Source organism: Amnibacterium sp. CER49 (genome assembly GCF_029846255.1).
Taxonomy (GTDB): domain Bacteria; phylum Actinomycetota; class Actinomycetes; order Actinomycetales; family Microbacteriaceae; genus Amnibacterium.
This window is the reverse complement of record NZ_JARVWQ010000001.1, coordinates 1,463,179-1,476,242: the sequence shown is the minus strand read 5'-3', so window position 1 is coordinate 1,476,242 and position 13,064 is coordinate 1,463,179. Positions and strand designations below refer to the sequence as shown.

At 73.4% G+C, this 13,064-nt stretch carries 12 protein-coding genes; 4 read left to right on the top strand and 8 right to left on the bottom strand.

What is annotated here, in order from left to right; all coding sequences use genetic code 11:
- Positions 1-205: 205 nt before the first annotated feature.
- The 7 genes from QDR37_RS07200 to QDR37_RS07170 form a co-directional block, all read right to left on the bottom strand.
- A complete protein-coding gene (locus tag QDR37_RS07200) occupies positions 206-1,024 on the bottom strand; it encodes an MBL fold metallo-hydrolase (RefSeq protein WP_279712938.1) in 819 nt (272 codons plus the stop codon).
- Between the two features lie 87 nt (positions 1,025-1,111).
- On the bottom strand, positions 1,112-2,791 hold the full coding sequence (locus QDR37_RS07195; RefSeq protein ID WP_279712937.1) for a catalase: 1,680 nt from the start codon (positions 2,789-2,791) through the stop codon (positions 1,112-1,114).
- 97 nt (positions 2,792-2,888) lie between these two features.
- The gene (locus QDR37_RS07190; RefSeq protein ID WP_279712936.1) at positions 2,889-4,091 is read right to left on the bottom strand and encodes an MFS transporter; all 1,203 of its coding nucleotides are present in this window, start codon (positions 4,089-4,091) and stop codon (positions 2,889-2,891) included.
- Positions 4,088-5,602 carry a DHA2 family efflux MFS transporter permease subunit gene (locus QDR37_RS07185; RefSeq protein WP_279712935.1) on the bottom strand — a complete coding sequence of 505 codons (1,515 nt, stop codon included), beginning with the start codon at positions 5,600-5,602 and terminating at the stop codon, positions 4,088-4,090. The genes QDR37_RS07190 and QDR37_RS07185 overlap by 4 nt, the downstream gene beginning before the upstream one ends.
- On the bottom strand, positions 5,599-6,180 hold the full coding sequence (locus QDR37_RS07180) for a PadR family transcriptional regulator (RefSeq protein WP_279712934.1): 582 nt from the start codon (positions 6,178-6,180) through the stop codon (positions 5,599-5,601). The genes QDR37_RS07185 and QDR37_RS07180 overlap by 4 nt, the downstream gene beginning before the upstream one ends.
- Before the next feature lie 69 nt (positions 6,181-6,249).
- Complete coding sequence (locus tag QDR37_RS07175; protein WP_279712933.1) at positions 6,250-6,573, bottom strand: chorismate mutase; 324 nt, start codon at positions 6,571-6,573, stop codon at positions 6,250-6,252.
- A complete protein-coding gene (locus QDR37_RS07170) occupies positions 6,570-7,241 on the bottom strand; it encodes a TetR/AcrR family transcriptional regulator (RefSeq protein WP_279712932.1) in 672 nt (223 codons plus the stop codon). Before QDR37_RS07170 ends, QDR37_RS07175 begins: the two co-directional genes overlap by 4 nt.
- Positions 7,242-7,344: 103 nt before the next feature.
- On the opposite strand from QDR37_RS07170, the gene QDR37_RS07165 reads away from it, so the two are divergent.
- The 4 genes from QDR37_RS07165 (at position 7,345) to QDR37_RS07150 (ending at position 11,676) form a co-directional block, all read left to right on the top strand.
- Entirely contained in the window at positions 7,345-8,859 is a 1,515-nt protein-coding gene (locus QDR37_RS07165) for an NAD(P)/FAD-dependent oxidoreductase (protein WP_279712931.1), read from the top strand.
- Positions 8,856-9,743 carry an alpha/beta fold hydrolase gene (locus tag QDR37_RS07160; RefSeq protein WP_279712929.1) on the top strand — a complete coding sequence of 296 codons (888 nt, stop codon included), beginning with the start codon at positions 8,856-8,858 and terminating at the stop codon, positions 9,741-9,743. Before QDR37_RS07165 ends, QDR37_RS07160 begins: the two co-directional genes overlap by 4 nt.
- Positions 9,740-10,573 carry an SDR family NAD(P)-dependent oxidoreductase gene (locus tag QDR37_RS07155; RefSeq protein ID WP_279712928.1) on the top strand — a complete coding sequence of 278 codons (834 nt, stop codon included), beginning with the start codon at positions 9,740-9,742 and terminating at the stop codon, positions 10,571-10,573. The genes QDR37_RS07160 and QDR37_RS07155 overlap by 4 nt, the downstream gene beginning before the upstream one ends.
- 116 nt (positions 10,574-10,689) lie before the next feature.
- On the top strand, positions 10,690-11,676 hold the full coding sequence (locus tag QDR37_RS07150) for an NADP-dependent oxidoreductase (RefSeq protein ID WP_279712927.1): 987 nt from the start codon (positions 10,690-10,692) through the stop codon (positions 11,674-11,676).
- Positions 11,677-11,700: 24 nt separating this feature from the next.
- Here QDR37_RS07150 and QDR37_RS07145 read toward each other — a convergent pair whose 3' ends face one another.
- A complete protein-coding gene (locus tag QDR37_RS07145) occupies positions 11,701-12,987 on the bottom strand; it encodes an adenylosuccinate synthase (protein ID WP_279712926.1) in 1,287 nt (428 codons plus the stop codon).
- Between the last annotated feature and the right edge of the window lie 77 nt (positions 12,988-13,064).

The following is a 13,064-nucleotide window of genomic DNA, read 5'->3' as shown; positions in this document are numbered from 1 at the left end:
GCGCCGCGCAGCGGCGGTCAGGCCGAGCCGCTGGGAGAGGTGGCCGCCCGCGGCGAGCGACGGCTGCTGCTGCGGAAGCCGCCCGACGTCGCCTCGGTCCGCGCGGTCGGCGACAGCCGGAGGTCGGGTTCCGGCCCCTCCGGGCGCTGGTCCTTCGCGACGCGCTCGGTGCTGATGCCCGGGAGACCAGGGCGCTCCGCGGGCCTCAGGTGCGGTCGTCGAAGTCGCCCCGCACCCAGCGGATGTAGCGGGCTGCAGAGCGCTGCACGACGGCGCCCGCGTCCTCGCGGATCTGCTGCCCGAAGTTGTCGATCAGCCGCGCGAACCGGAGTGCGCCGAGCGCGTCCGCGATGCGCCCGACGACCGCCGCGGACAGCGGGAGGTGGTTCGGGTAGCTGCGCTGGAAGGTGCACCAGCGGTCGGGCGTGACGAGCACCGTGTCGCCGGAGAGCAGGAGACCCCGGCCGTCGGCGTCGCGCAGGGAGGCGACCGCGCTGCCGGGGAAATGGCCGCCGATGCGGTGCAGCACGACGCCCGGCAGCACCTCGGTGCGGTCGTCCCAGAACCGGACCGCGTCGCCGCCCCGCTGCAGCCACTCGCGGTCGGCAGCAGCGACGTGCACCGGCGCGTCCGCGAAGCGGCGCGACCACTCGAGCTGCACGCCGAACATGTGCGGGTGGCTGGACGCGATCGCGGCGACCCCGCCCCGCTCCGCGACCTGCGCGGCGAGCCGGTCGTCGACGTAGCCCGAGGGCTCCCAGAGCAGGTTGCCCGCGGGGGTCGCCACGAGCAGCGACGTCTGCCCGATGCCGACCTGCGGCTCGATCGTGATCCCGGTGATGCCGGGCTCGAGCTCCGTGAGCACACCCTGGCGTCCAGCGCGGGTGAGCTCGTCGAGCGTGGTCCACACCTGACCGGAGGGCGGCACGTACTGCCGCTCGTCGGCGCAGATCGGGCACACCGCGGGCAGCGACCCTTCGCCGGGCTGCTCGACGGCGCACGTGGCGCAGAGGCGGACCGTCATCGGCTCTCCCGGGATCCGGATCGAGGAACGCCCCGCTTCCCGCCCTGACTCGGTCGAGCAGGGCGGGAAGCGGGGCGTCCGGAGGCCTCAGGCCTGCGCGAGCTGCGGCTCGGCGGCGACGCGGACGTGCTCGTTGGGCACGCAGTGCGTCATCTGCAGGCCGGCGACGTCGCGGGAGCCGTTGTTCCCGAGGTTCGCGAGGCGCTGCTGCTCCTCGTCGGAGAGGGTCTGCGACTGCAGCGGCGGCAGGTGCCGCACGTCGTCCGCGGTGATGCCGAGCCCCTCGCCGACGCGGCGGCCGAGCTCGTCCTCGACGAGGAAGAAGTGCCACACCATGCGCTCCTGCACGGGACGCGTGGCCTGCCCGATCAGGTTCACGAGGTTCGCGACGAGGTCGTCCTGCTCCCACGGCTCGAGCAGCAGGTAGCGCTGGCCCGCCTGCGTGTAGTCGTTCGTCCTCGGGATCCGCTTGCGCGTGAGGCGACCGACGATCTCGGGGCCCTGCTCGTCGTGCGTCGGGTACTCGGCCTCGCGGAGGCCGCCCATGATCGACGGCTCGTAGTTGACGTGCGGGTTCTCGCCGACCTGGTCGACGTAGTAGGCCATCTGGCCCCCCTGCTGGTTCGTGCGCACCTGGGCGTTCTTCGGCCGGTTCACCGGCAGCTGCAGGTAGTTCGGCCCGACGCGGTAGCGCTGGGTGTCGCTGTACGAGAAGGTGCGGCCGACGAGCATCTTGTCGTCCGAGAAGTCGATGCCGTCGACGAGGACACCGGTGCCGAACGCGATCTGCTCGTTCTCGGCGAAGTGGTTCGAGACGTTGCGGTCGAGCACGATGCGGCCGACGGGCTTCGCCGGGAACTCGTTCTCGGGCCAGACCTTGGTGTCGTCGAGCGGGTCGAAGTCGAGCTCGGGGTGCTCGTCGTCGGTCATGACCTGCACGCGCATCTCCCACTCGGGGAAGTCGCCGCGCTCGATCGCCTCGTAGAGGTCGCGCGAGGCGTGGCCGAGGTCACCGGCCTGGATGGCGGCCGCGTCGCGCTCCGTGAGGCTCTTCACCCCGATCTTCGGGATGAAGTGGAACTTCACGAGATGCGTGACCCCCTCGGCGTTCACCCACTTGTAGGTGTTGACGCCGAAGCCCTGCTGCGTGCGGTAGTTCGCCGGGATGCCGCGCGGGCTGAAGAGGTTCATGAGCATGTGCATCGACTCGGGCGTCTGCGACATGAAGTCGAAGATGCGCGCCGGGTCCTGCCGGAACGTGATGGGGTCCGGCTTCAGCGAGTGGATGACGTCGGGGAACTTGATCGCATCGCGGATGAAGAACACCGCGAGGTTGTTGCCGACGAGGTCCCAGTTGCCGTCCTCGGTGTAGAACTTGACCGCGAAGCCGCGCGGGTCGCGCGCCGCCTCGGACGAGTCGCGGCCGCCGATGACGGTGGAGAAGCGCAGCGCGATGTCGGTGCGCTTGCCCTGCTGCTGGAACAGCTTCGCCCGCGTGTACGCCGCGATGGGCTCGTCGCCCCAGGTGCCTGTGGCCTCGAAGTAGCCGAAGGCCACGGCGCCGCGCGCGTGCACCACGCGCTCCGGGATGCGCTCGCGGTCGAAGTGGCTGATCTTCTCGAGGAACTGGTAGTTCTCGAGCGTCGCCGGGCCGCGGGCGCCGACGGTGCGCTGGTTCTGGTTGTCGTAGACCGGGTGCCCCTGCCGGTTGGTGAGCACGGGTCGGTCGTCCCCCGCCTCGGGCGACTGCGATGCGACGTCGGTCATGGCTCTCCCCTTCCCCGGAGGCGTCGCCTCCGGCCGGAACATCCTGAACGGCCCGTCCCGCGGTTTCCTGTGCACCGGCGGCAGGGCTCGCCCCAGGCTAGAGGTGGTCGCGCTCGCCGGACCGGCGAGGGACGAGCGGCAGGGCCGCCGCCGGGGTGGTCGCGACCACGAGGAAGGCGAGCGGGAAGCCGACGAGCGCGACGAGGGCGCCCACGACGGGCCCGACCGCGGCGGCGGCGAGGAACTGGCCGGTGTTCTGCACGCCCAGCGCCCGGCCGGCCCAGAAGCCCCCCGCGGCCTCGGCGACCGCCGTGAAGGCGAGCCCGTTGTCGGCGACCGAGATCGTCGCGGCGAGCACGTAGGCGACCACGGCGACGGCGGTCGGGCCCGTCGCGCTCACCGCTGCGAGCGCGACCATGAGGACGAGGGCGACCAGCGCGACGAGACGGAGCGGGCCGACCCGGCTGCGAGCGCGGTCGCTCAGCGCACCGACGGCGAGGCGACCGAACGCCCCGGTGAACTGCGCGACGCCGACGACGAGCCCCGCCGTGAGGGCCGGCACGCGCAGCGCACCGACGAGCCAGACGAGGCCGAAGGTCGACAGCGTGAACTGCGGCACGACGAGCAGCGCCGAGACGAGGTGCACCCGGAGCAGGAACGCGTCGCGCCGGTACGGGTTCGCCGTCGCGGCGGCGGTGCGCGTCGCCCGGGGCGGGTCGACGACGACGAGGGCGACGAGCACGGCGGAGGCGGCGCAGAGCGCCGCGGGCAGCAGCAGGGCCGCGCCTGGTCCCGCCGCGGCCCCGATCCCGGGCACCGTGAGCGCGGCGATCGTGACGCCGAGGGGCTGGCACATCTGCCGGATGCCCATGGCGAGGCCGCGGCGCTCCCGCGGGAACCAGCCGACGACGACGCGGCCGCTCGCGGCGTTCGCGCAGCCGGACGCCGCGCCCGCGGCGAGCAGCGCCACCCCGAACCCGACCGGTCCGGCGGGCACCGCGGCGAGCAGCGCGCACGCGGTGCTCAGCAGGAGCCCGACGACGAGCACGACCCGCTCGCCGAAGCGGTCCGCCGCCGCGCCCCAGGCCACGAGGGTGAGCACGAGCCCGAGGTTCGGCGCCGCGGCGAGGAGCCCCGCCTGCGGCAGCGGCAGGTGCCGGTCGATCGAGAGGACGGGGATCAGCAGCGCCGGCGCGCTGACGAGCACGGTCGTCGCGGTCTGCGCGAGCACGCCGACGGCGAGCACCGCCCAGGCCCGGCGCGTCGAGATGCGCCGGACCGCGGCGGTGGCCGCCGTCACGCCTGCGTCACCGCCTCCGGCCGCTCCTGGCCGCCCTGCGTCGCAGGGGCGCCCCACGCCGCCATCCGGGGCCGTGCGAAGAACACGACGGCGATCGCGCCGATCAGGATCACGAGGGCGGGCAGGACGAGTGCCTCGGACATCGCCTTCGTGAACCCGTCGTGCAGGAACGCGGGAAGGGTCGCGCCGAGCGTGAAGTCGCCCGACGAGGCCGAGCCGCCGGGTCGGGCCGGCAGGTCGGCGGTGAGCCGCGACTGGATCAGCACCGCGATGGCCGCGCTGCCGATGACCGCGCCGATCTGCCGGGTCGTGTTGTAGACGCCGGAGCCGGCACCGGCCTCGCGCGGTGGCAGGCCGCGGGTCGCGGTGCTCGACACCGGTGACCACGTGAAGGCGTTCGCGAAGCCGAGCACGACCGCGGGCAGCAGCAGCCAGCCCCACGCGATGTCGGGCGCGAGCATGCGGGAGTAGAGGAGCAGGGCGGCGCTGAACAGCAGCAGCCCCGGCACGGCGAGCAGGCGTGGGTGCACCCGGTCGACGAGCCGGCCGACGACCGGCGCGAGCCCGATGTTCAGCACGGCCATCGGCGCGAGCATGAGCGCCGACTGCGTGGGGGTCATGCCGCGGACGACCTGGAAGTAGAACACGAGCGGCAGCGACAGGCTCGTGACCGTGAAGCCGACCGCGGTGATGGCGATGTTCGCCACCGAGAAGTTGCGGTCGCGGAAGAGGTGCAGCGGCACGAGCGGCTCGCGCCGCGTCAGCGCCTGCTGCACGACGAAGGCCGCGAGCACGACGACGCCGGCGACGATCAGCGACCAGACCGAGATCGGGCCGGTGATGGTGCCCCAGTCGTACGTCTGCCCCTCCTGCAGGCCGAACACCAGCAGGAACAGGCCGACGGCCGAGAGCACGACACCGAGCACGTCGAAGCGGTGAGGGTGCGTCTCGAGGGCGGGCACGTTGCGCATCGCGAGCACGAAGGCGACGACCCCGATCGGGACGTTCACGAAGAAGATCCACTGCCACCCGAGGCCGTCGACGAGCAGCCCGCCGAGGATCGGGCCGACGAGCGTCGCCACGCCGGCCGTCGCGCCCCAGAGCCCGAGCGCCTGGCCACGCCGCTCGGGCGGGAAGATCCGCGTGATGACGGCCATCGTCTGGGGCGACATGAGCGAGCCGCCGAGCCCCTGCACCGCCCGCGCCGTGATGAGCAGGCCGATCGTGCCGGCGAAGCCGCACCAGGCGGAGGCGAGCGTGAAGATCACGAGGCCGGCGAGGTAGAGCCGCTTCGGGCCGAACCGGTCGCCGAGGCGTCCGGTGATGAGCAGCGGCACGGCGAAGGCGAGCAGGTAGGCGCTCGTCACCCAGATGACGGTGTCGATGTCGGCGTGCAGGCCCCGCAGGATCGCGGGGTTCGCGACCGACACGATCGTCGTGTCGATCAGGATCATGAAGAAGCCGATGATGAGCGACCAGAGGGCCGGCCACGGCTTCGTCTCGTGCGTCACGGGGTTCCTTCGTTCGGGGGCTCGGGGTCGGGCCAGGGCAGATCGCCCGACTCGATGCGGTCGGCCAGGGCCGTGAGGTGGTCGATCTCGGCGGCGAGCATGCGCCGGGCGAGCGGGAGGTCGACCCAGTACCGCTCCGCGACGGCGCGAGCCGCCACCTCGGTGAGGCCCGCCTCGAGCTCGGCGTCCTGGCCGCGGAGGGCGGCGACGCGACGACGCAGCAGGGTGACCACGTCGGCCTTGGGGAGGTGGTGCGCCGCGCTCAGCGCGAGCGGGAAGCGCGGGTACTCGGGCTCGGGCACGGCGATCGAGCGCCCAACCCAGTCCTGCATCGCGGCGATGCCCGCGGGCGTGATCGCGTACGTGGTGCGCTCGGGACGGTTGCCCGCGCGCTCGCTGCCGATGGGCTGCACGAGCCCGTCCGCGTGCAGCCGGTCGACCACGTGGTACAGCGAGCCCGGCCGCACCTTGACGAGCCGGTCCTCCCACCGCGCGAGCAGCAGCTGGACCATCTCGTACGGATGCATCGGGCGCTCGAGCAGGAGCCCGAGGGTCGAGACGGCGAGCGGTCCGATCACGCCCCCACCTCCCCCGCGCCGATTATTCCGAGTGGAACAATACGGCAGGGTTCGGGCCGGCGGCAGGGGTCAGCTCCGGGCGTGGTCCTCGGCGATGCGCTCGTGGTGATGGATGACCTCGGCGACGATGAAGGCGAGGAACGCCTCGGCGAAGGCGGGATCGAGGTGCGACTCCTCCGCGAGGGCGCGGAGGCGCGCGATCTGCTGCTGCTCGCGGTCGGGGTCGGCGGCGGGCAGCCCGACCGCGGCCTTGAGGTGCCCCACCTTCTGCGTGAACTTGAACCGCTCCGCGAGCAGGTGGACGAGCGCGGCGTCGACGTTGTCGATGCTCGCGCGGAGGGCGCGGAGCTCGGCGACGGCGTCGTCGTCCGCGGGCAGGGGCGCGGCGGTCATGCTCGAAGCGTACGGTCCGGGGCGGGGTAGAGGACCGCGAGCCAGACGCCCGCGAGCAGGTCGAGCACCCCGTGCTCGGCTGGCGCCGGCGACTCCCCCGACACGACCGCGGCGAGCACGCGCTCGTTCAGCAGGTTCAGCGCGAGCGCGGCCTCCCGCGCGTCGAGGCCCGGCGCCGCGGCGCCGCGCCGCCGTTCCCGCTCGAGCACGGCGGCGGTGCTGCCGACCCAGCCCTCGAGCAGGTCGGCCCATTCCGCGCGGAGCCGGGGATTCGTGGCACGGGCCTCCGCGAGCACGCGGGAGACGGCGCGGTGGCCGAGGAAGACGTCGACGAAGACCCCGAGCACCTGCCGCCACCACGCCGGGGCGTCGTCCCCCGGCTCCGGCGGCAGGGCGGCGAGCCGCTCGCCCACCTCCGCCGCCATCCGGTCGAGCAGGGTGAGGAGCACGTCCTCCTTGCCCCCGAAGTAGAAGTAGAAGGTGGGCCGCGAGATGCCCGCGCCCCGGGCGAGGTCGTCGATCGAGATCGCGGCGAGCGGCCGCTCCTCGAGCAGCCGCTCGGCGGTCTCGAGGATGGCGCGCTGCCGATCGTCGCCGGAGGGCCGCCGCTCGTCGCCCCGCCCCACGGGCGCCCGCCGGCCGCGCACCGCGCCGCCCGTCCCGCTCACGACACGAACCTAGCCACCGCCGGCCACCGTGTCGACGCGCCGTCGAATCGCTCGACAGGGTGTTGATACCCTCCGACGCAGCGGAGTCGAGGGGGACGAGGGCATGACGGAGCACCTGGACGTGGTGATCGTCGGGGCGGGGTTGTCGGGCATCGGCGCCGCCGCGCACCTGCAGCGCGAGCGACCCGGCACGTCGTACGCGGTGCTCGAGTCCCGGAGCGCGATCGGCGGCACCTGGGACCTCTTCCGCTACCCCGGGGTGCGCTCCGACTCCGACATGTACACGCTCGGCTACGCCTTCCGACCGTGGACCGATCCGAAGGCCATCGCCGACGGCGACGCGATCCGCCGCTACGTGCGCGACACCGCCGAGCAGGAGGGTGTCTCCGCCCGTGTGCGGCTGCGGCATCGGGTCGTCGCCGCGGCGTGGGACTCGGCGGCGGCGCGCTGGACGCTCACCGTGCACCGCCTGCTGCGGACCGACGGCGAGTGGCGCGAGGGCGACCCCGCCGAGGAGCTGTCGATCACCTGCTCCTTCCTCTTCGTCTGCTCCGGCTACTACCGCTACGACGAGGGGTACACCCCCCAGATCGCGGGACTCGACGACTTCGAGGGCGCGGTCGTGCATCCGCAGCACTGGCCCGACGACCTCGACGTCACGGGCCGCAGGGTCGTGGTGATCGGCAGCGGCGCCACCGCCGTCACGCTGCTGCCGTCGCTCGCCCGGAACGCGGCGTCGGTGACGATGCTGCAGCGCTCCCCCACCTACATCGGCGCGGTGCCGTCGACCGACCGCGTCGCGGACTCGCTGCGGCGCCGGCTCCCCGGGGCCCTCGCCTACCGGGCCGTCCGCTGGAAGAACGTGCTCAAGGCCATGGCGGTGTACCAGCTGTCGCGGCGCCGGCCCGACACGATGCGGGCGCTGCTGAAGCAGGCGCAGGTCCGCGCGCTGCCCGAGGGCTTCGACGTCGAGACCCACCTGACCCCGCGCTACGGGCCCTGGGACGAGCGGCTCTGCGCGGTGCCGGACGGCGACCTCTTCCGCGCGATCCGCCGCGGCCGGGCCGACATCGTCACGGACCGCATCGAGCGCGTCGAGCGGGATGGGCTCGCCCTCGCCTCCGGCGCCCGGCTGCCCGCCGACGTGATCGTCACGGCCACGGGCCTCAACGTGCTCGCGATCGGCGGCATGCGGCTCTCGGTCGACGGCCGGGCGGTCGAGCTCGCCGAGACGCTCGCGTACAAGGGGATGATGCTCTCCGGCGTCCCGAACTTCGCCCTCACCATCGGCTACACGAACGCGTCCTGGACGCTCAAGGCGGATCTCGTCGCCCGGTACGTCTGCCGACTCCTCGCACATATGGAGCGCCGGGGCATGGCGGTCGCCGTGCCGGAGGCCCCCGCGCTCGACCCCGCCTCGACGGTGCCGCTCATCGACCTCGCCTCGGGCTACGTGCGCCGCGGGGCGCACCTGCTGCCCCGTCAGGGTCCCCGGACGCCCTGGCGTCTGCACCAGAACTACCTGCGCGACCTCGCCCTGCTCCGGCTCGGCCCGGTCGGCGACGGCATGCGCTTCGCACGGGCGCCCCGGCCCGCACCGCTCGAGGCCCTGCGATGACGGGGACGGACACGGCCGCCGCCGAGCTGCGCCCGCCGGGCACCGGGTACGTCGAGGTCGACGGGCGGCTCGTGCGGATCCGGCGCGCCGGCACCGGTGAGCCGCTGCTGCTGCTCCACGGCATCGGCCGCAGCCTCGAGGACTGGTCGGAGCAGTTCGACCGGCTCGGCGACCGCTTCGCGCTCATCGCGCTCGACCTGCCGGGGTTCGCGCACTCCGACCGCCTGCCGCAGGCCGCGACGCTCGAGGCCTACGCGGCGTTCCTGCCCCGCCTGCTCGACGCGCTCGGCGTGCACGGTCCGGTGCACGTCGCCGGCAACTCGCTCGGCGGAGCCGTCGCGATGACGCTCGCCGCGTCACGCCCCGACAGCGTCCGGTCCCTCGTGCTCGCGAGCAGCGCGGGCTTCGGCCGCGAGGTGACGCTCGCGCTGCGCCTGCTCGCGATCCCGCCGATCGGCCGACGCCTGCTCGTGCCGAGCCGCGACGCGTCAGCCCGCGCCGAGCGGTCGATCTTCGTCGATCGCACCCTCGCCACCGACGACCGGGTGGCATGGGGCCTCGCGCTCGCCTCCCGCCCCGACCACGCCACGACGCTGCTCGAGGTGGCGCGCTCCCTCGGCACCTTCCGCGGCGTGCGTCCCCGCTGGCGCAGGCGTCTGCTCGAACGGCTCGCGACGCTGCAGATCCCGACCCTCGTGCTCTGGGGCGAGGGCGACCGGGTGCTGCCCGCGGCGCACCTGCCCGCCGCCGCCGTGGCGCTGCCGTCCGCCGAGACGCACCTGTTCGCAGGCACCGGGCACATGCCGCAGATCGAGCGACCGGACGCGTTCGCCGACCTCGTGAGCGCATTCCTCGAACGGCATCCGATCGGAGGCGACCGATGACCCCCTACCGGTACCGCGGCGGCACCGCGCTCGTCACCGGCGCAGCGAGCGGCATCGGGGCCGCGCTCGCCGTCGACCTCGCGAGCCGCGGCAGCGACCTCGTGCTGCTCGACCGCGACGAGGAGGGCCTCACCCGGATCGCGGCGCTGGCGCGCCGGCAGCCGGTCGCCGTCGAGACGGTGGTCGCCGATCTCGCCGACCGGGCGGGCACGAGGGAGATCGGCGCACGCCTCGCGCGCGACTACCCGGAGGTGACACTGCTGCTCAACGTGGCGGGCGTGGCCCTCGGCGGCCGCTTCGAGGACGTCACGCTCGACGAGTTCGAGTGGCTGCTCGACATCGACCTGCATGCGCCGATCGCGCTCACGGCGGCGCTGCTGCCGGTGCTGCTCACGCATCCGGGCTCGCACCTCGCGAACGTCTCCTCGATCTTCGGCATCGTCGCGCCCCCGGGCCAGGCCGCGTACGCCACGGCGAAGTTCGGCCTGCGCGGCTTCACCGAGGCGCTCGCCGCCGAGCTCGCCGGCCGCGTCGGGGTGACCGTGGTCCACCCGGGCGGCATCAGGACCCGCATCGCGGAGTCCGCGCGCCTCGCCGCACGGCTCGACCCCGCCGAAGCGGAGCGGGGCAGGCGGGCGATCGCGCGCGTGCTGCGGATCCCACCGCGGGTCGCCGCCGAACGGATCCTCGAGGGCGTCGAGCGCCGGCGCCCTCGGGTCCTCATCGGTGCGAGCGCGGTGCTGCCCGACCTCGCAGTGCGGATCGCACCGGTGACGACGCAGCGCCTGTTCGCCCGCGGCGTCCGCCGGGCCGGCGCCCCCGGCCTCTGAATGTTGCACAACAGCGACACAGGCGTTCGTCAGCGAACAGCCAGGTCGCTCCGCTCGCTTCTCCGCCTGTCGCGCAGCCCGTCCCGCGACCCTGCCGCAGAGGGAAGGACGCGACCATGCGCGCAGGCAAGGCGGTGGAGTACGACCGCTTCGGCGGAGCCGAGGAGCTGCACTTCGTCGAGCAGGTGAGACCGACGCCCGGACCGGACGAGGTCGTGATCGAGGTCGTCGCGGCGGCGCTCAACCACATGGACGAGTACGTGCGGCGCGGGGACTTCGCGGACGAGGTGCCGATCGCGTTCCCGGCCCGGCAGGGATCGTGCTTCGCCGGCATCGTGCGGGCCAGGGGTTCGGCGGTGAGAAGCCTCTCGGTCGGTCAGGCCGTGCTCGGCCACGACCCGCGCCACGCGGCGCACGCCTCGTACGTCACGGTGCCGGTCGGCGCCGTGGTGCCGAAGCCGGAGTCGGTGCCGTGGGAGGTCGCGGGTGCCCTCTACCTCGCGGGGACCACCGGGTACACGATCGTGCAGTCGCTGCGGCTCGGGCCGGACGACACCGTCGTGATCTCCGCCGCCGCGGGCGGGGTGGGGCACATCGAGGCGCAGCTCGCCCGGCTCGCGGGCGCCCTCGTGATCGGCATCGCCGGCGAGGACAACCAGGACTACCTGCGCTCCATCGGCGCGAAGGCGGTGCTGCACGGCGAGGGGCTCGAGCAGCGCATCCGCGACGCCGCGCAGGGCCGGCCCGTCACGGCGTTCATCGACAACTACGCGGGCTACGAGGACCTCGCCGAGGCCCTCGGGGTGCCGCGGCAGCGTTTCGTGCCGAGTGCCAAGCGACGCGAGGTCGAGCTGCGGTTCTACAACGCGCCGGGCGACGACCCCGAGGTGCGCATCGTGCTCGGGGACCTCGTCGAGCTCATCGCGACGTGGGGCCTGCGGGTGCTCATCTCGGGCTTCTACGCCTTCGACCAGCTGCCCGAGGCCATCGCGGAGCTCGACCAGCGGCACAGCCGGGGCAAGGTGCTCGTCGGCATGCACACGAGCGCTCCGGCATCGTCGTACCTCGGTCAGCGCACCCGGTTCTTCAAGCCCGCCGCCTGATCCGCGGCCACCCGCGATCCCGGATCAGGCGAGCAGGTCGCGCCGCACGACGACCGCGTCGCGAGCCGGGCCGACCCCGATCACCGAGATCGGCGCGCGGGAGAGCTCCTCGAGCGCGAGCACGTAGTCGCGTGCCGCCGGCGGCAGGTCGTCGAACGACCGCGCGCCCGAGATGTCCTCGTCCCAGCCGGGCAGCTCCTCGTACACGGGCACGGCGTGGTGGAAGTCGGACTGCGACACCGGCATCTCGTCGACCCGGCGCCCGTCGATCTCGTAGGCGACGCACACCGGGATGCGCGGAAGCCCGGTGAGCACGTCGAGCTTCGTGAGCACGAAGTCGGTGACGCCGTTGATGCGCTGCGCGTACCGGGCGATGAGGGCGTCGTACCAGCCGGTGCGACGGGGCCGCCCCGTGGTCGTGCCGAACTCGAAGCCTCGTGAGCGGAGGAACTCGCCGGACGCGTCGTTCAGCTCGGTCGGGAACGGTCCGGCCCCGACGCGGGTCGTGTACGCCTTCGCCACGGCGAGGATGCGGTCGAAGCGGTTCGGTGCGACCCCGGAGCCCGTGGCCGCGCCGCCGCTCGTCGCGTTCGACGAGGTGACGAACGGGTACGTGCCGTGGTCGACGTCGAGCATGGTCGCCTGCCCGCCCTCGAAGAGGACGGTGCGCCCCTCGTCGAGCGCGCGGTTCAGCTCGAGCGAGGTGTCGGCGACCATCGGGCGGAGGCGCTCCACGTAGCCGAGCAGGTCGTCGACGACCTCGTCGACCGCGATCGCTCGCCGGTTGTAGACCTTGAGCAGCAGGTGGTTCTTCTGGTCGAGGGCGCCCTCGACCTTCTGCCGCAGGATCCCGGGGTCGAAGAGGTCCTGCACCCGGATGCCGACCCGGTTGATCTTGTCGGCGTAGGTCGGGCCGATGCCGCGGCCGGTCGTGCCGATCTGCCGCTTGCCGAGGAAGCGCTCGGTGACCCGGTCGATGGTGCGGTGGTACTGGGTGATGACGTGGGCGTTCGCGCTCACGCGCAGCCGCGAGACGTCGACCCCGCGGGCCGAGATCGCCTCGAGCTCGCCGAAGAGCACCTCGAGGTCGATCACCGCGCCGTTCGCGATGACCGGCACGACTCCGGGGCTGAGGATGCCGGACGGCAGCAGGTGCAGGGCGAACCGCTCGTCGCCGATCACCACCGTGTGGCCGGCGTTGTTGCCGCCGTTGAACTTCACGACGTGGTCCACGCGGCCCGCGAGCAGGTCGGTGGCCTTGCCCTTGCCCTCGTCGCCCCACTGGGCGCCGATCAGCACGATCGCCGGCATGAGGCTCCCTCCGCGTCAGCACCACAACCCTATGCCCCGTCGATCTTGCACACCTGTGTGCAAGATATGCGTAGGAT

Excerpts from the sequence above, each read along its gene's own strand:
- QDR37_RS07145 (WP_279712926.1), bottom strand. The coding sequence starts at position 12,987 with ATGCCGGCGATCGTGCTGATCGGCGCCCAGTGGGGCGACGAGGGCAAG.
- QDR37_RS07200 (WP_279712938.1), bottom strand. The coding sequence starts at position 1,024 with ATGACGGTCCGCCTCTGCGCCACGTGCGCCGTCGAGCAGCCCGGCGAA.
- QDR37_RS07160 (WP_279712929.1), top strand. The coding sequence starts at position 8,856 with ATGACGGGGACGGACACGGCCGCCGCCGAGCTGCGCCCGCCGGGCACC.
- QDR37_RS07195 (WP_279712937.1), bottom strand. The coding sequence starts at position 2,791 with ATGACCGACGTCGCATCGCAGTCGCCCGAGGCGGGGGACGACCGACCC.
- QDR37_RS07165 (WP_279712931.1), top strand. The coding sequence starts at position 7,345 with ATGACGGAGCACCTGGACGTGGTGATCGTCGGGGCGGGGTTGTCGGGC.
- QDR37_RS07155 (WP_279712928.1), top strand. The coding sequence starts at position 9,740 with ATGACCCCCTACCGGTACCGCGGCGGCACCGCGCTCGTCACCGGCGCA.
- QDR37_RS07175 (WP_279712933.1), bottom strand. The coding sequence starts at position 6,573 with ATGACCGCCGCGCCCCTGCCCGCGGACGACGACGCCGTCGCCGAGCTC.
- QDR37_RS07150 (WP_279712927.1), top strand. The coding sequence starts at position 10,690 with ATGCGCGCAGGCAAGGCGGTGGAGTACGACCGCTTCGGCGGAGCCGAG.